This window comes from Pseudomonas sp. Y3 TE3536 (genome assembly GCF_053629175.1).
Genome location: NZ_JBRJHU010000001.1, coordinates 5,042,925 through 5,062,009, shown reverse-complemented (window position 1 = coordinate 5,062,009; position 19,085 = coordinate 5,042,925). Strand labels below are relative to the sequence as shown.

Sequence of the window (19,085 nt, the reverse complement as noted above, 5' to 3'; positions counted from 1 at the left end):
ACGCCTAGCATGTCAGCCCACACCCGCTGCCAGGGCCATTTCCACTTCGCCCTGCGGGGCGACATAGGCCTGGCCTGCAAGCAGCGCCGGATCCGGGTCGGGCAACGCCTTGCGGTCGAGCTTGCCATGGCTGGTCAACGGCAGTGCTGGCAGGCAGGTGAAGGCCAACGGCACCAGGTGTGCGGGCAGGCTTGCCTGCAAAGCCTGGCGCAGTGTGTCCACTGCCACCGGTGTGGTTTCGGTGAACCAGGCCAGCAGCCGCTCGCCACGCACCAGCACCACCGCATCGCCGATACCAGGCTGCGCGGCAAGTACGCTTTCGATCTCGCCAAGCTCCACCCGTACGCCGCGGATCTTCACCTGGTCGTCGTTACGGCCCAGGTAATCCAGGGTGCCGTCAGCGTTCCAGCGCACCAGGTCACCTGTGCGGTACAGCCGCGCATGGGGTTGGGCGGCGAACGGATCGGCAATGAAGCGCTCCTCGGTCAGTGCCGGGCGGTTGAAGTAACCGCGGGCCACCCCGGCGCCGCCAATGTACAACTCGCCCACGGCGCCCACCGGCACCGGCTGGCGGCGCTCGTCGAGCACATACACCTGGGTGTTGGCGATAGGCTTACCGATATGCAGCGCCCCCGCGGGTAGCAGTTGCCCGGACGTGGCCACCACGGTGGCTTCGGTCGGGCCATAGTTGTTGACCAGGGCAAAACCTGGGTCGCGCTCGAACTGGCGCAGGCGATCGCCGCCGACCAGCAGCGTGCGCAGGGTTGGGTGCTGACGCTCGCGGCGCAGCGCCTGTTCGGCCACGGGTGTGGGCAGGAAGCTGACGGCCAGCGGCTGCTCCAGCCACCAGTCGAGCAATTCGTCGACGTGCTCACCGGCAATGCGAGCGGGCGGTACGTGCAGCACGGCCCCCGTGCACAGCGCCGGCCACACCTCCCAGGCCACCGCATCGAAGCCAAAACCGGCCACCGTGCTGGTATGGCTGCCGGCTTTCAAGGCAAAGGCCTCACAGTGCCAGTGCACCAGGTTGGCCAGGGTCGCATGCTCGACCATCACCCCTTTCGGCTGGCCGGTGGAGCCGGAGGTGTAGATCACATACGCCAGTTGGCGATCATCCAGGCCTGCCACGCAGGGGTTGCTGTCGGCTGCGCCCTGCCAGGCATCGCGGTGCAGCTCGACACGTGGGGTGTCCCCCACCAGCGCCAGGGTGGCCGCATCGACCAGCACCAATGCCGGCGTGCTGTCTTCAAGCAGGTAGGCGATGCGTTCGCTTGGGTAGGCCGGGTCGATCGGCACATAGGCCGCACCGGCCTTGAGGATGGCCAGCAGGCCGACCAGGCGCTCAAGGGTGCGCGGCAAGCACAATGCCACCCGGTCGCCGACCTTCACCCCGCGGCTGATCAGGTGATGCGCCAGGCGGTTGGCGCAGCGATTAAGCTCGCCGTAGCTCAGTACCTGGCCATCCTGCACCAGCGCTGCCGCTTGCGGTGCGCGGGCCGCCTGGGCCTCGACCAAGGCGTGCACGGCCTGCCCTTTCGGGTAGTCGCGTGCAGTGGCATTGAACGCTTCCAGCACCTGCTGCCGTGCCACCGGGTCCAGGATCGACAATGCCTCGACCGGCTTGGCCGCAGACTGCGTCAGCGCCTGCAGCAGTTCGACCAGGGCCTGGTTCATCCAGCCAGCGACCCGCTCGGCGCCAATGCCTGCCTGGGCCAGCACACTCAAGGCAAAGCCTTCGCCCAGGTCGTCGACACTGAGGGTCAGCGGGTAGTTGCTACGCTCCTCACCGCCCAGCAGGCGAACACCCTGGCTGTGGGTATCGCCGTCGGCAGGCACCCCTGCCGTGCTGTGGCGGTAGTTGAACAAGGCGCTGAACAACGGTGTGGACGCCGCCACGCCACTGCAGCGCTGGGCCAACGCCAGCGAGGCATGCTCGTGCGCCAACAGCGCCGAGAGCCGCTGATGAGTGGCGCGCACTGCCTGCGCCACCGGTGCAGTCAAGTCGATGCGCAGCGGCAAGGTGTTGATGAACACGCCCAATGCCCGGTCGGCCCCTTCACCGCCCTGCAAGCGCCCCATCAGCACGGTGCCAAACACAACATCGGTGCGGTTGGCGAGCACACCCAGCACCCGTGCCCAGGCCAGGTGCGCCAGGCTCGCGGCACTCACGCCAAGCTGCCGAGCCTGTTCGCGCAAGCCGCGCGCCACGATGGCGTCGATGACCAGGTGGGCTTCTTCGATGGCGTGGCCGTCACCCTGTACGTCGCTCAGGCCAAACGGCAAGGTCGGGGCATCAAGGTCCCCCAGCATCTCGCGGAAAAACGCTTCATGGCTGGCATCGTCGGCCCCAAGGCGGGCTTGGGCAACATAGGTGCGATAAGGCACTGGCGCCGGCAAGCGTTCGCCCTGGCCCGCCAGCAACACCTGCATCTCGCTGGCGATGACTTCCATGGCGGTATGGTCCAGTGCCAGGTGATGGAATTGCAGAATCGCCACCACGCGCTGGTTGGCCGGGTCATCGGCATGCAGCAGGCGCAGCAAGGGTGCCCGCGACAGGTCGAGGCGCTGGTGACGGGCGTCGAAGCGCGCCTGCAAGGCATCGATCACCGACCCGGTAGCCAGGCCTTCGATTGCGCTCACCTGCATCCTCGCTTCCCGCCAGACTACTTGTACTGCGTGCGCAAGCCCTTCGCTGACCACTGCGGTGCGCAGAATGTCGTGCCGGTCGATGACCTGCTGCAAGGCGCCCGCCCAGCGCTGCAAGTGCGCCAGGCTGTCGAAGGCCAGGCGCGACTGCAGCAGGTACGGGTCGCCCTGTGCGGCGCTCAAGTGGTGGTACAGGATGCCCTCCTGCAGCGGGGCCAGCGGGTAGATCTCTTGCACATTAAGAGCGCCGCCCGGCACCGTGGCGACGATACGGTCGATACTGGCCTGGTCGAGCTCGATCAGGCTGAGCATGTCCGGGGTGATGTGGCGGGCCGTGTGTGGCACACGGTTGGCGGGCACCTGCACCTCGCGACCGCTGCCCACCGCGGCGGCCAGCGCCGCCAGGGTGGGCTGGGCAAACAGCACGCGCACATCGGCGCTGAGGCCGGCCTTGCGCATGCGCTCAACCAGGGTCACGGCCAGTAGCGAATGGCCGCCCAGCTCGAAGAAGTGGTCGTGGCGCCCGACCTGCGCGACCTTGAGCAGGTCGGCCCAGATCGCCGCCAGGGTGGTTTCGACCTCACCCTGTGGCGCCTCGAAGGCACGGCTGAGTACCGCCTCGTTGCCGGGTTGCGGCAAGGCACGGCGGTCAAGCTTGCCGTTGGCGGTCAGCGGCAATTCATCCAGGCACACGTAGGCCGCTGGCAGCATGTAGTCCGGCAACTGGCCTTGCAGCTGTTGGTGCAGTTCGGCAATGCCAAGGGCCGGATTGTTGGCGGTGAAATAGGCCACCAGGCGCTTGTCACCGGGCACGTCCTCACGCACCACCACGGCCGTGTCACGCACACCGGCACACGCGCCCAGGCGCGCTTCGATTTCACCCAGCTCGATGCGGAAGCCTCGCAGCTTGATCTGCTGGTCGGCACGGCCCAGGTAACGCAACGTGCCGTCGGCCTGCCAGCAGGCCAGGTCGCCACTGCGGTACATGCGCGCACCCGGCTCACGGCTGAACGGGTCGTCGAGGAAGCGCTCAGCGGTAAGAGCCGGCTGTCCGAGGTACCCCAAGGCGACGCCAGCGCCGCCGATGTACAGCTCACCGACCGCGCCAACCGGCAACGGCTGCTGACGGGCGTCGAGCACATAGCAACGGGCATTGCCGATCGGCCTGCCAATCGGGATGCTGCCCTCGCCGACCGTGGCGATGAGGTGGGTGGTGCTGAAGGTGGTGGCTTCAGTCGGGCCATAGCCATTGAGCAGGTGTTGTGGGGCGCCTTCGCGCAGCACCCGGCCGACGATGGCCGGGTCCAGCACATCGCCGCCCACCATCAGGTAGCGCAGCTTGGCGAATGCCGGCAGCAGGTCATCGGCAAACTGATGGAACAGGCCGGCAGTCAGCCACAGCACGCTGACGCGCTGCGCCAGCAACACCTCACGCAATGCCTGACGCGACAGCACCTGATCCTGGTCGATGACCACCACCGTGCCGCCGTTGAGTAGCGGTGCCCAGACTTCCAGGGTACTGGCGTCGAACGCAGGGTTGGAGGCGAACGCGACACGGTCCTGGCAGGTAAATTCGGCAAAGCCGTTGTTGATCACCAGGCGCACGATGGCCCGGTGCGGCACTTGCACGCCCTTGGGGGTGCCGGTAGAGCCGGAGGTGTACATGATGTAGGCGGCGCTTTCGGCAGCTACCGCCAGGCCCGGCGACTGCTGCGCATACCCGGTGAGGTCGAGGCGGTCCAGCTCGACGCGCAGGGCATTGCCTACCCGCTGTTCGCTGCTGAAGGTGAGCAAGACACGCGCCTGGCTGTCTTCGATCATAAAGGCCTGGCGCTCGGCAGGCGCGTTGCTGTCCAGCGGCACGAACACCGCCGCGCATTTGCTCGCCGCCAGTTGCGCAGCCAGCAACTCGATGCTGCGGGGCAGCAACAGGGCCACACGATCGCCAGGGCGCACGCCCAGGGCGAGCAGGTGGTGAGCCAGGCGGTTGGCGTGCTGTTCGAGCTGCTCATAGCTCCACTGCCGGCCACCGTGAACCACCGCCGGTGCAGCCGGGCTGAGCGCGGCATAGGTGCCAAACAGGGTGTGCAGCGCATGTTCCCGTGGGTAATCGCGGCGGGTGGCATTGAAGCCTTGCAACACCAGTTCGCGCTCGGCAACTGCCAGCTGGCTCACCTTGTGCAGGGCCGTGGTCGGCGCCTGCGCAAGGGCCTGGGCCAATTGCTCAAGGGCGGTGCTGAGCAGGCGGCAGACCTGCGCGCCATCGACTTCCGGCACCGCTTGCACGGTCAGCACAAAGGCGTCGCCCACGTCGTCGACGTTGACCACCAATGGGTAGTTGCTGCGCTCATGCGCGGCCAGTTGCTCGATACCCTGCCAGGCCTGGCGCAGCTCGGCCTTGGCCGGTGCACTGTGGCGGAAGTTGAGCAGGCTGGTGAACAGCGCCTGAGACACCGGCACTGCGCTGCAACGCTGAGCCAACGCCAGCGAGGCTTGCTCATGGGCCAGCAGGCGGGCCAGCCGCTGGTGGGTCAGGCGTACGCCCTCGGTCACCGCCGTGGCACCCACGCTCACCCGCAGCGGCAAGGTGTTGATGAACATGCCCAGGGCCCGTTCAGCCCCCTCGCCGCCTTGCAGGCGACCGAGCAACACCGTGCCGAACACCACTTCCTCGCGCCCTGACAGTTGCGCCAGCACCTGCCCCCAGGCCTGGTGCACCAGGCTGGCGACGCTGATGCCAAGCAGGCGGGCCTGCTCGCGCAAGCGGCCGGCCAGCGCCGTGTCCAGGGCCAGACGGCTGTCCAATACACGGCTGCCGTCACTGAGCGCATCGCGTAGGCCGAATACCGTGATGGGTTCGTCGATGTCACCCAGCAGCTCGCGGAACAGTGCCTCGTCAGCCTGGGTATCGGCGCCCAGACGTGCCTGCGCCACATAGTTGCGGTAGGGCACGCTGGCCTGCGACAGGGCCTGGCCTTGCAGCACAGCGGTGATCTCGGCCACCAGCTGTTCGACGGCTGCGTGGTCGAGGATGATGTGGTGGATCAGCAGCGTGGCTTCCACGCGCCCCTCGCCGTGGCTAGGGAGCAGGCGGATCAAGGGGGCCTTGTTCAAGTCGAGCGTGGTGCTGCTTTCATCACCGCGCACGGCTGCGCCGACTGCCGGCACAGTGCGCCAGACGACCTGCACGGGCTCCTCAAGGCCCTGCCAGTGGATGCTGGTGCGCAGGATGTCGTGACGGGCGATGACCTGGTCGAGCGCTGCGGCAAAGGCATCGAGCTCGGCTTGCGTCGGGAAGGCAAAGCGTGCCTGCAGCACGTAGGGGTCTGCGCCTTCGCTGGCCAAGTGATGGTAGAGGATGCCCTGCTGCAGCGGGGCCAGGCCGTAGACATCCTGGACGTTAGCCACGCCACCGGGGATCTGCGCGACCAGGGTGTCGATGGCCGCCTGGGACAGCTCGGCGAGCGGTAGCATGTCCGGCGTGATGCGTGTGCCCTCTGCCGGAATGCGGTTGGCTGGCACGCTGATGCGGGTTTCACCGCCCACCGCAGCGGCGAGCGCTGCCAAGGTCGGCTGGCCGAACAGTACGCGGATATCGGCATGCAGGCCTTGTTGGCGCAGGCGCGAGGTCAGGGTCACCGCCAGCAGCGAATGGCCGCCCAGTTCGAAGAAGTTGTCATGCCGCCCTACCCGCTCAACGCCCAGCAGCTCAGCCCAGATCGCAGCCAGCAGGGTTTCGGTTTCGCCTTCTGGGGCTTCATACACACGGTTTTGCAGGGCTTCGGTGTCCGGCAGTGGCAAAGCCTTGCGGTCGAGTTTGCCGTTGGGGCTCAGGGGCAATGCGTCCAGGTGCAGGAACAGCGCGGGCACCATGAACTCCGGCAGGTGGGCCAGCAATGCCGTGCGCAGAACGTCTGCGACCTGCTGTTCACCGGTGTAGTACGCCACCAGGCGCTGGTCGCGGGCGACAACAACTGCCTCCTTCACGCCTTCGATGGCCGTCAGGCCAGCTTGGATTTCACCCAGCTCGATACGCAGGCCGCGCAGCTTCACCTGGTCATCGTTACGGCCCAGGTATTCGATGTTGCCATCGGCCAGGTGCCGCGCCAGGTCGCCGGTGCGGTACAGTCGTGCACCAGGGCGGGTGCTGAACGGGTCGTCGAGGAAGCGTTCGGCGGTCAGTTCGATGCGGTTGAGGTAGCCTCGGGCGACTTGCACGCCGCCGATGAACAGTTCGCCGGCCACGCCTTGCGGGACCGGCTGGCCTTGGCTGTCGAGTACGTACAGCGTGGTGTTGGCGATCGGTTTGCCGATGGGGGTATTGTCCGGCGCCGTCACGCAGTGCCAGGCACTGACGTCCACCGCTGCTTCGGTCGGGCCGTACAGGTTATGCAGTTCAACGGTCGGCAGTTGCGTGTGGAAGCGTCGGACCAGGCTGCCCGGCAAGGCTTCGCCGCTGCACAGGACGCGCTTCAACGAAGCCGCGGAGGCGTCGCCATGGGCCAGGAATACATCCAGCATCGAGGGCACGAAGTGCAAGGTGGTGACGTTTTCTCTACGGATCACCTGACGCAGGTACTCCGGATCGCGATGGCCGCCGGGGCGAGCCATGACCAGACGTGCGCCGGTTTGCAGCGGCCAGAGGAATTCCCATACCGACACGTCGAAGCTGAACGGGGTCTTCTGCAAGACCACGTCGTCAGCGCCGAGGTTATAGGCGTCTTGCATCCAAAGCAGTCGATTGACCACGCCGGCATGCTCGTTCATCACGCCCTTCGGCAAGCCGGTGGAGCCTGAGGTGTAGATCACGTAGGCGAGATGACGCGGGGTCAAGCCGGTGACAACTGGGTTGCTGGACGGCTGGGCGTTCCAGGTCGGCTGATCGAGGTCGATAACCTGGGCCGAATCCGGTACGTGCCGCGTAGCGCTATGCACCAGCACCGCCACCGGCGCGCTGTCGCTCAGCATATGCCGCACGCGCTCCGCTGGGTAATCGGGGTCAACCGGCACATACGCGCCACCCGCCTTGAGGATGGCCAGCAAACCAACCACCATCGACAGCCCACGTTCGACGCAGATCACCACCCGATCATCGGGTTTAACACCCAGACCGATCAGGTGATGCGCCAGCCGGTTGGCCTGCTCATTCAGCTGGCAATAGCTCAGTACCCCCTCTTCGGCCTTAACCGCGATCGCATCCGGCGTACGCAACACCTGCACCTCGATCATCCCATGCAGGGTCTGCTCAAGGTCATAATCCACCGCCGTATCGTTGAAGCCCAGCAGCACACGCTCACGCTCCTGCGCTTCCAGCACCGGCAAGCGCTGCACCGGCAGTTCCGGTGTCTGCTCCAGCGCCTCGACCATGGCCTCCAGCACCTGGTTCATCTGCCCACAGATACGCGCCGCGCCTACGTCGGCCGCGGTCATGGCAACCAGGCGGAAGCCCTCCCCCAGGTCGTCAACGTTCAGGCTCAACGGGTAGTTGGTGCGCTCCTGGCCTTCGAGCACGTCGATGCCTTGCCACGCCTGCCGCTGTTCGGCGCTGGCTTCTGCGCCATGGCGGTAGTTGAGCATGGCGCTGAACAACGGCAACGGTGTAGCCACAGCGCTGCAGCGCTGGGCCAACGCCAAGGACGCGTGTTCGTGCGCCAGCAGTGCACTGAGGCGCTGATGCACGGCCTGCGCCCCTTCGCGCAGGCTCACCTCGCCCAGGTCGACCCGCAGCGGCAAGGTATTGATGAACATGCCGAGCGCCCGCTCGGCGCCCTCACCGCCTTGCAGGCGCCCCAGCAACACCGTGCCGAACACCACGCGGTCCTTGCCGCTGGCAGCGGCCAACAGGCGCGCCCAAGCCAGGTGGAACAGGCTGGCGACGCTGATGCCCAGGTGCCGTGCCTGGCGCCGCAGCCCTGCGGCCAGCTCGGCCGACAGCGCCAGCTTGGCTTCTTGCATGCCAAGGCCATCGCCTTGCACATCGCTAAGGCCGAACGGCAATGTCGGCTCGTCGACATCCGCCAACTGCTCGCGGAAGAACGCCTCATGCTCGGCCTGGCTGACACCCAGGCGCGCCTGGGCCACGTAGTTGCGATACGGCACGGGGGTTTGGACCGGCGGCGTGCCCTGCAGGAAGCCAATCAACTCCTCACCGACTACCTCCAGGGCGGTGTGGTCGAGGACGATGTGGTGGAACTGCAAGGTGGCTTCGATGCACTCGCTGCCCGGTGCCTGGCGATGAAGCAGACGAATCAGCGGCGCTTGGCTCAAGTCCAGGCCAACGGTAGCCGCATCGTCGTCGCGCAGGACCTGCAGCGGTGCGTGACGCCAGACCACCTGCACAGCCTGCGGCAGGCCGTCCCATAGCACAGCTGTGCGCAGCACGTCGTGGCGGGCGATGACCTGGTCCAGCGCGCTGGCGAAGGCTTGCAGGCGTTCGCCGTTGTCAAAACGCAGCCGGGAATACAGCACATAGGGATCGTGCTCGGCGCTCAGGTGATGGTAAAGGATACCTTCCTGCAGCGGGGCCAGCGGGTAGATGTCCTGCACATTGGCCGCACCGCCCGGCACGCGCGCGACGATGTGATCGATCGCGGGTTGGTCGAGGTCGATTAGGCTCAGCAGGCCCGGGGTGATATGAGTACAACCGGCAGGGATGCGGTTTTCAGGTACCAGCACTTGCTGGTTGCGACCCAAGGTCTCGGCCAGGGCCGCGACGGTAGGCTGGCCGAACAGGGTCCGTACATCGACTTGCAGCCCTTCCAGGCGCAGCCGCGCAGTCAGGCTTACCGCCAGCAGCGAGTGGCCACCCAGCTCGAAGAAGTTGTCGTGACGGCCCACGTGCTCGACGCCCAGCAGTTGCGCCCACAGTTGGGCCAGCAGGGTTTCGGTCTGCCCCTGCGGCGCCTGGTAGGGGCGTTCATGCAGGGCGGCATCCGGCGCGGGCAGCGCTTTACGGTCGAGCTTGCCATTGGGCGTCAACGGCAGCTGGTCGAGGTGGATGTACTGTGCCGGCAGCATGTATTCCGGCAGGTCGTGCAGCAGCGCCTGACGCAGGCTGTCCGCCACGGGCGGCTCACCGGTGAGGTAGGCGACCAGGCGCGGCCCACTGGCCGGGGCATCGTAAGCCAGTACCACGGCCTCGCGCACACCGGGCACACGCACCAGGCAGGCTTCGATCTCGCCCGGCTCGATGCGCAGGCCGCGGATTTTGACCTGGTGGTCGTTACGGCCGAGGAAGACCAGGTTGCCATCCTCGCGCTGGCGCACCAGGTCACCGCTGCGGTACAGGCGATCGCCGTCAACGAAGGGGCTGGCGATGAAGCGTTCGGCCTGCTGTTCGGGCAAACCCAGGTAACCCCGCGCTACGCCCGCGCCGCCGATATGCAGGTGGCCGACCACGCCCCACGGCACGGGTTGGTCGTAGTGGTCGAGTACATACAGCCGGGTATTGTCGATGGCGGTACCAATCGGCAACGCCCCGTGCGGCAGGTCCGCGCCCGGTTCCAGCGTCCAGGCGCTGCAATCGACGGTGGTCTCGGTCGGGCCATATACGTTGTGCAGGCGCACACCCGGCAGACGCTCGCGTACCTGGGCGGCCAGCGCCTGGGTCAACTCACCGCCACCGCAGACGATATCGCTGAGGCTGGCGCAGCGAGCGCTGGCAGGTGCTTCAAGGAACTGCTGCAGCAACGCCGGCACGAATTGCACCACGCTGACCTGCTGCGCCTCAATCAATTGCGCAAGGTAGTGCGGGTCACGCTGGCCGTGCGGGCGCGCCAGTACCAGGCGTAGGCCGCTGCACAACGGCCAGAACAGTTCCCACACCGAGGCATCGAAGCTGACCGGGGTCTTGTGCAGCACAGCGCCTTTGCCAGGTAGCTGGCAAAGGCGCTGGCTCCAGCGCACCAGGTTGACCACGTTGCGGTGTTCGACCATCACCCCTTTGGGTTGGCCTGTGGAGCCGGAGGTGTAGATCACGTACGCCAGGTGGCTCGCGTTCAGCGCGGCTACGCGAGGGTTGCTGATCGGCTGGGCTTCCCAGCAAGGCTGATCGAGGTCGATCAACTGCACCGGGGTGCCGTGTAGGACCTCACGGGTAGCGCTGTGCATCAGCACGGCCAGCGGCGCACTGTCGCTCAGCATGTGGCGGATACGTTCAGCCGGGTAACCCGGGTCGACTGGTACATAGGCGCCGCCTGCCTTGAGGATGGCCAGCAACCCGACCACCATCGACAGCCCGCGCTCGACGCAGATCGCTACACGATCATCCGGTTTGACGCCCAAGCCAATCAAATGATGGGCAAGCCGATTGGCCTGCTCATCGAGCTGGCGATAGCTCAGCTCGCCTTCCTCGGCGACCAGTGCAATGGCAGTGGGCGTTCGCCGTACCTGGGCCTCGAACAGCCCGTGCAGCGGTTGCGCCATGTCGTGAGGCGTTTGCGGGGCATTGGCCAGCAGTCGCCGGCGCTCATCAGGCGTCAGTACCGGTAACTGCTGCACTGGCGTGTCAGGCGCGTGCTCAAGTGCATCCAGCAACCCGTGCAGCACCTGCAGCAGTTGGTCGCAGACACGCTGCGCGCCCACTTGGGCGCTGACCTGGGCCGTCAGCCGCAGGCCGTCGCCCAGGTCGTCCACGTTGACACTCAGCGGGTAGTTGCCGTGGCCGCCGCTGGGCAGTGCCTGGATGCCTTCCAGGGCTTCGCGTTGCGCTTGCTGCTCGGGCTGGCTGGCGCCATGCCGGTAGTTGAGCATGGCACTGAACAACGGCGTCGGCGCAGCCACGCCGCTGCAACGCTGGGCCAAGGCCAACGAAGCGTGCTCGTGCACCAGCAACGCACTCAGCCGCTGGTGGGCCAGGCGCACCCCTGCACGCACGCCTAGCCCTTGCAGGTCCAGGCGCAGTGGCAAGGTATTGATGAACATGCCCAGGCCCCGATCAGCGCCGGCACCCCCTTGCAGGCGCCCCAACAGCACAGTGCCGAACACCACGCGGTCGTTGCCACTGGTGGCGGCCACCAGCCGCGCCCAGGCCAGGTGCAGCACGCTGGCAGCGCTCACGCCCAACTGCTGGGCATGGCTGCGCAGGCGCTGGTACTGCTCGGGCGCCAGTTGCACCGTGGCCAACTCGAAGGCGCTGGCCTGGCCCTGCAGGTCGGCCAGGCCATAGGGCAAGGTCGGTTCGTCGATGTCGGCCAGCTCGGCGCGGAAGAACGCCTCGTGCTCGGCCTCGCTGATGGCCAGGCGCGCCTGGGCCACGTAGTTGCGGTACGGCACGGCCGGTTGGCTGGGCTGCTGGCCGCGCAGGTGATCGCGGATTTCTTCCAGCACCACCTTCATGGCCGTGTGGTCCAAGGCGATGTGGTGGAACTGCAGGGTGGCTTCGAGGCCTTCGGTGCCTGGCTGTGGGGTCTGCAGCAGGCGGATCAGTGGGGCTTGGCTCAGGTCGAGAGGGCCGGTGGCTTCGCTGCTATTGACCAGCACCGAGCCCGGCACGCTGCGCCATACCACCTGCACCGGCTGCACCAGGCCGTCCCAGAGCACGGCGGTACGCAGGATATCGTGGCGCGCGATGACCTTATCCAAGGCCCGGGCGAAGGCCAGCAGGCGGGCGTGGCTGTCGAATGCGACGCGCCACTGCAGCAGGTACGGGTCTTCGTCTGCGGCACTCAGGTGATGGTAGAGAATGCCCTCCTGCAGCGGTGCCAACGGGTAGATGTCCTGCACGTTGGCAGCACCACCTGGCACCGTGGCGACGATGTGCTCGAGGGTACTGGCGTCCAACGTCAGCAAAGGCAGCATGGCGGGGGTGATGTGGGTGCAGCCCGCTGGAATACGGTTCTCGGGCACGCTGACCTGGCGACCTTTGCCCAGCGCGGCAGCCAGTGCAGCCACGGTGGGCTGGCCGAACAGCACCCGCACGTCGGTCTGCAGGCCCTGTTGGCGCAAGCGTTCGATCAGGGTCACAGCCAGCAGCGAGTGGCCGCCCAGCTCGAAGAAGTTGTCGTGCCGCCCTACCCGCTCCACGCCCAGCACGTCGGCCCAGACGCTGGCCATGGCCGCTTCGGTCTCACTGGCAGGGGCTTCATAGCCCTGACTGATCAGTTGGGCCGCGTCCGGCTCAGGCAGGGCCCGGCGGTCCAGCTTGCCATGGCTGGTCAACGGCCATTGGTCCAGGCGGATGAGCGCCTGCGGCACCATGTGCCCCGGCAAGCTGGCCTGCAGCGCGTGACGCACAGCGTCGACCGCCACCGGTACTTGTTCGGTGAACCAGGCCACCAGGCGCTCGCCGCGCACCAATACCACGGCATCGGCAATACCGGCCTGGGCCGTCAGCGCCGCCTCGATTTCACCCAACTCCACGCGCACGCCGCGGATCTTCACCTGGTCGTCATTGCGGCCGAGGTAGTCCAGCGTGCCATCGGCGTTCCAGCGCACCAGGTCGCCACTGCGGTACATGCGCGCGCCGGGCTTGCGGCTGAACGGGTCGGCGAGGAAGCGCTCTTCGGTCAGTTCAGGGCGATTGAAATAGCCCCGCGCTACCTGCGCGCCGCCGATGTACAGCTCGCCCACGACGCCCACGGGCACCACTTGCCGATGGGCATCGAGCACATAGACGCGGGTATTGGCGATGGGCGTGCCAATGTGCAACGCCGCGCCCGGCAAGACCTGGCCAGAGGTGGCGACCACCGTGGTCTCGGTCGGCCCATAGTTGTTGACCAGGGCGAAGCCTGGATCGCGGTCGAACTGGCGCAGGCGGTCGCCACCGATCAGCAAGGTGCGCAAGGTCGGGTGTTGCCGTTCGCGGCGCAGCGCCTGTTCGGCCACCGGCGTGGGCAAGAAACTGACCGCCAGCGGCTGCTCGAGCCACCAGTCGAGCAGTTCATCCACATGTTCATTGCCGATGTGCGCAGGTGGCAGGTGCAGCGTGGCACCGGCACACAGCGCCGGCCATACTTCCCAGGCCATGGCGTCGAAGCCAAAGCCTGCGACGCTCGAGGTACGCACACCGGCCTCCAGCGCGAAGGCCTGGCAGTGCCAGTGCACCAGGTTGGCCAGGGTGTGGTGTTCGATCATCACGCCCTTGGGCTGGCCGGTGGAGCCGGAGGTGTAGACCAAGTAGGCCAAGTGGTGCGCATCCAGCCCAGGTACGTGCGGGTTGCTGTACAGGGCATCATCGGCGGCGGCCTGGTCGAGGTTCAGGCGGGGTATGTCAGCAGGCAGGCCGGCAATGCCCGTTTCGCTCAGCACCAGGGCGGGCACGCTGTCGGCCAGCAGGTAGGCAATGCGCTCGGCAGGATAGCCCGGGTCGACCGGCACATAGGCAGCGCCGGCCTTGAGCACGGCCAGCAGGCCGATTACCCGTTCGGCGCTGCGGCCCACGCACAATGCCACGCGGTCACCGCCGCGCACGCCGCGTGCGATCAGCTGATGCGCCAGGCGGTTGGCCCGCAGGTTCAGGTCACCATAGCTGAGTGCCTGGCCATCCTGGCTCACGGCCGTGGCATCCGGAGTCTCGGCTGCTCGGGCTTCCACCAGCGCGCGCACCGTCAGCCCTTGCGGGTAGTGCTGTGCGGTGGCGTTGAAACTGCCCAGCAGCTGTTGGCGCGCTTCGTCGCTCAGGATCGACAAGCTGTCGACCCGCGCCTCCTGCCCTTGCTGCAATGCTTGCAGCAGCTGGGTGACGGCATTGACCATCCAGGCGGCGACCCGCGCCGCACCAATTCCTGCGATAGCCAGCACACTGAAGGTGAAACCTTCACCCTGGTCGTTGACGCTGAGGGTCAGCGGGTAGTTGCTGCGCTCCTCGCCACCGAGCAGGCGCACACCCTCCCAGATTGCCTCGCCGGTGGCCGCGTCGGCGCTGTGCCGATAGTTGAGCAAGGCACTGAACAACGGCGCGGACGCGGCCACGCCACTGCAGCGCTGGGCCAAGGCCAGCGGCGCGTGCTCATGGCCCAGCAAGGCCGAGAGGTTGCGGTGGGTGGCGCGCACGGCGGCACGCACGGCCAGCGTGGTGTCCACCCGCAGCGGCAGGGTGTTGATGAACATCCCCAACGCCCGGTCGGCGCCCTCGCCGCCCTGCAGGCGGCCCATCAGTACCGTGCCAAACACCACATCATCGCGGTTGGCCAGCACGCCCAGTACGCGCGCCCAGGCCAGGTGCATGAGGCTGGCGGCACTGACGCCCAGTTGCCGCGCCTGGCTGCGCAAACCGTGGGCAACTTCGCCATCCAGTGCCTGGAACGCCGTTTCGATGCCGCGGCCATCGCCCTGCACATCGGCATAGCCCAGTGGCAAGGTCGGTTCTTCGACATCCGCCAGCATCTCGCGGAAGAACGCTTCGTGGGCCGCCTGGTCACCCAGGCGAGCCTGGGCCACATAATTGCGGTATGGCACCGCTGCCGGCAGTGTGTGCCCCTGGCCGAACAGCAAGGCGCGCATCTCGCGGGCGACCACGTCCATGGCCGTGTGGTCGAGGGTCAGGTGATGGAACAGCAGAATCGCCACCACCTGCTGGTTGGCGGGGTCCAGGCTGTAATACAGGCGGGTCAATGGCGCCTGGGTCAGGTCCAACCGGTGGTGCCGCGCATCGAACCGGGCATGCAACTGTTCAACCCGCGCCAGGCCATCGTCATCGGCCAGGTCGTCGATTTCGCTGACCACCAACTCGGCCTTGCGCCAAACCACCTGCAGCGGCTGCGCCAGCCCTTGCCAAAGCACGGCGGTGCGCAGGATATCGTGGCGATCGATGACCTGTTGCAGCGCACCGGCCCAGGCCAGCAAGCGCTCGACACTGTCGAAGGCCAGACGGGTCTGCAGCAGGTAGGGGTCGCCCTGCTCGGCGCTCAGATGGTGGTAGAGAATGCCTTCCTGCAGCGGGGCCAGCGGGTAGATTTCCTGCACATTGGCGGCGCCACCCGGCACCGTTGCGACGATGTCGTCGATTGCTGCCTGGTCCAGGTCGATCAGGCTGAGCATGCTCGGCGTGATGCGTTGGGCCTGCGCGGGCACCCGGTTGGCCGGCACCTTCACTTCGTGGCCGATGGCCGCCGCGCCGGCCAGGGCAGCCAGGGTCGGTTGGGCGAACAGCACCCGCACATCGATCAGCAGGCCAGCCTTGCGCAAGCGCTCGACCAACGTCACCGCCAGCAGCGAGTGGCCGCCCAGTTCGAAGAAGTTGTCATGGCGCCCTACCCGCTGCACACCCAGCACATCGGCCCAGATCGCCGCCATCGTCGCTTCGGTTTCGCCCGTGGGCGCTTCGTAGGCCTGGCCGAACAACTGCGAGGCCTCTGGGTCAGGCAGCGCACGGCGGTCGAGTTTGCCATGGCTGGTCAGCGGCAGCTCATCGAGGCGCACGAACGCCAGCGGCACCATGTGCGCCGGCAAGCGGGCCTGCAGGGCCTGGCGCAAGGCGTCCAGGGCGACAGGGGCAGTCTCGGTGAACCAGGCCAGCAAACGCTCGCCCCGCACCAGCACCACGGCGGCGTCGATACCCGGCTGCGCCGCGAGGGTGGCCTCGATTTCACCCAGCTCAACCCGCACACCGCGGATCTTCACCTGGTCGTCGTTGCGGCCGAGGTAGTCGAGGGTGCCGTCGGCATTCCAGCGCACCCGATCACCGCTGCGGTACATGCGTGCGTTGGGCTGCTCGCTGAACGGGTCGACAAGAAAAGCCTGTTCGGTCAACGCCGGGCGATTGAAGTAGCCCCGCGCCACTTGCGCGCCGCCGATGAACAGCTCACCCGCGACGCCAACCGGGACTGGCTGCAAGCCTTCGTCCAGTACATAGACGCGGGTATTGGCGATGGGCCGGCCGATGTGCAGTGCGCCGTTGGGCAAGACCTGCCCAGAGGTGGCGACCACGGTGGTTTCGGTTGGCCCGTAGTTGTTGATCAGGGCAAAGCCTGGCGCTCGCTCGAACTGGCGCAGGCGGTCCCCGCCCACCAGCAAGGTGCGCAGGGTCGGGTGCTGGTGTTCCCGGCGCAGGGCCTGCTCCGCTACCGGGGTGGGCAGGAAGCTGACCTTCAGTGGCTGCAACAGCCACCAGTCGAGCAACTCATCGACATGCTCGTTGGCGATGTGCGCGGGTGGCAGGTGCAGCGTGGCCCCGGCGCACAAGGCTGGCCAGACCTCCCAGGCCATGGCGTCAAACCCGAAACCGGCCACGCTTGACGTGTGCGCATCGGCGTCCAGCGCAAAGGCCTGGCAGTGCCAATGCACCAGGTTGGCGAGCGTGTGGTGCTCGATCATCACCCCCTTGGGCTGGCCGGTGGAGCCGGAGGTGTAGACCACATAGGCCAGTTGCTGCGCGTCCAGCCCAGGTCGCTGTGGGTTGCTGTCGTGCGCAGTACAGGTGCTGATGTGGTCCAGGTCCAGGCGCGGCACCTCGGCCGGCAGCCCATTTACCGCAGTCTCGCTCACGACCAGTGCCGGGGCACTGTCAGCCAGCAGGTAGGCAATGCGCTCTGCTGGGTACGCCGGGTCCACCGGCACATAGGCCGCGCCCGCTTTAAGCACTGCCAGCAACGCAACCACGCGCCCGCTGTTACGCGGCAGGCACAGGGCCACGCGGTCCCCTACCTGAACGCCGCGTTCGATCAGTTGGTGAGCCAGTTGGTTGGCACGGCGGTTGAGTTCGTCGTAACGCAGCGCCTGGCCATCCTGCAACAGCGCGACCGCGGCCGGCGCAGTGGCAGCGCGGGCCTCGACCATGGCGTGTACGGTGTGCCCCTGCGGATAAAACTGAGCGGTGTGGTTGAACTGTTGCAGCACCTGATCACGCTCGGCAGGCGGCAGTATCTGCAACCCTTGTAGCGCTGTCGCAGGGGTGTGTTCCAGGGCGTCGACCAGGCTTGCCAATACCTGTTCGAACTGCGCGCACAGGCGTGACGCGCTCCACGCCGGCAGGCTCTGCACGGTCAGGCGCAGCGCGTCGCCCAGGTCGTCGACGCTGACAGTCAGCGGGTAATCGGTGCGCTCCTCGGCGCCGACGATATCGATGCCAGCAGCCACCGGGATGATTTCGGCGGCATCACCGGCGTCACTGTGCCGGTAGTTGAGCAGACTATTGAACAGCGGCGCCGGCGCGGCCACACCGCTGCAGCGCTGGGCCAGGGCCAGCGACGCCTGTTCGTGGCCGAGCAAGGCGCTGAGCCGTCGGTGGGTGGCCAGCAGGGCATCACGCACGCTGGTTGGGCCCAGGTCGATGCGCAACGGCAGGCTGTTGATGAACATCCCCAGCGCCTGCTCGCTGCCGTCGCCGGTGGTCATGCGGCCCAGCAGCACGCTGCCGAACACCACCTGCTGGCGGCCCGACAGTTGCCCGATCAACCGGCCAAAGCCCAGGTGCAACACGCTTGCCGGGCTCACGCCGAGTTGCCGGGCCTGGCTGCGCAGGCGCTGGCTGAGCGTAGGCGGCAGGGTCAGGCGTGCTTGCTCCAGTTGCACGTCACCTTTGTCCTGCAGGCCGAAGGCAAGCGTGGGCTCATCGATGTCGCCCAGCATCTCGCGGAAGAAGCGCTCATGGGCGTCCTCATCCAGTGCCTGGCGAGCGGCGGCCAGCACATTGCGAAACGGCATGGGGGCCGCCAGTCGGTCGGACTGGCCGGCGATGTGCACCTGGATTTCACGGCGCACGATATCCAAGGCGGTATGGTCCATCACCACGTGGTGGAACATCAGCAGCGCCACCCACGTAGTGCCCTCGCCTTGCGCGTGCATCAGTTGCATCAGCGGTGCCTGGCGCAGGTCGAGACGATACTGGCGCGGGTCGAAGCGCGCGCACAGCTCGGCGAGGGCTGTGCTGCCCGCGACTGGCACGGCTTCGCGGACCAGCGTCGCCTCTTGCCAGACCACCTGCACCGGTTGGTCGAGGTATTCCCAGTGCAGCGCGGTGCGCAGGATGTCGTGGCGCTGGATCACCCACTGCAGCGCCTCGGCGAAGGCTTCCAGGTGGGTTTTGCTGGCGAAGCGCAGTTGCACCTGCGACAGGTACGGGTCGCCCTCGGTGGCGGACAGGTGGTGGTACAGCATGCCCTGCTGCAGCGGGGCCAACGGGTAGATGTCCTGAACGTTGGCTGCGCCGCCCGGCACGCTGGCGACGATGCGGTCGATGGCTTCCTGGTCCAGCGTGACCAGCGGCAGCATGTCGGGGGTGATCCGGAAGGCCGGGCTGAGCCAGTCGTCATCGCGTTCGGCGAGCATCTCCAGCAACGCCGGCTTGTGCCGTGACAACGCCTCCCACAAACTGTCGTCCAGGGTATCGTCATCGCCGAGGACGATCAGGTCCTGGTCTTCACGCTGGAGTCGGATCGCACGGGTGGAAAGAGCAGCCATCAGTTCGCTGAAGTGCATCGGTAAGCATCCTGCTTTGCCTGGAATGGGAATCGTGGACACGCTAAAGGATCGTGACCGGTCGGTCTGACATGGGAAGCGGG

1 protein-coding gene is annotated in these 19,085 nt (G+C 66.9%); it reads right to left on the bottom strand.

Annotated elements, in window-relative coordinates; all coding sequences use genetic code 11:
* Positions 1–12 precede the first annotated feature (12 nt).
* On the bottom strand, positions 13–19,002 hold the full coding sequence (locus tag AB7M33_RS22765) for an amino acid adenylation domain-containing protein (protein WP_454243673.1): 18,990 nt from the start codon (positions 19,000–19,002) through the stop codon (positions 13–15).
* Positions 19,003–19,085 lie beyond the last annotated feature (83 nt).

Coding starts and splice junctions, on each gene's coding strand:
- AB7M33_RS22765 (WP_454243673.1), bottom strand. CDS start 19,002: ATGCACTTCAGCGAACTGATGGCTGCTCTTTCCACCCGTGCGATCCGA.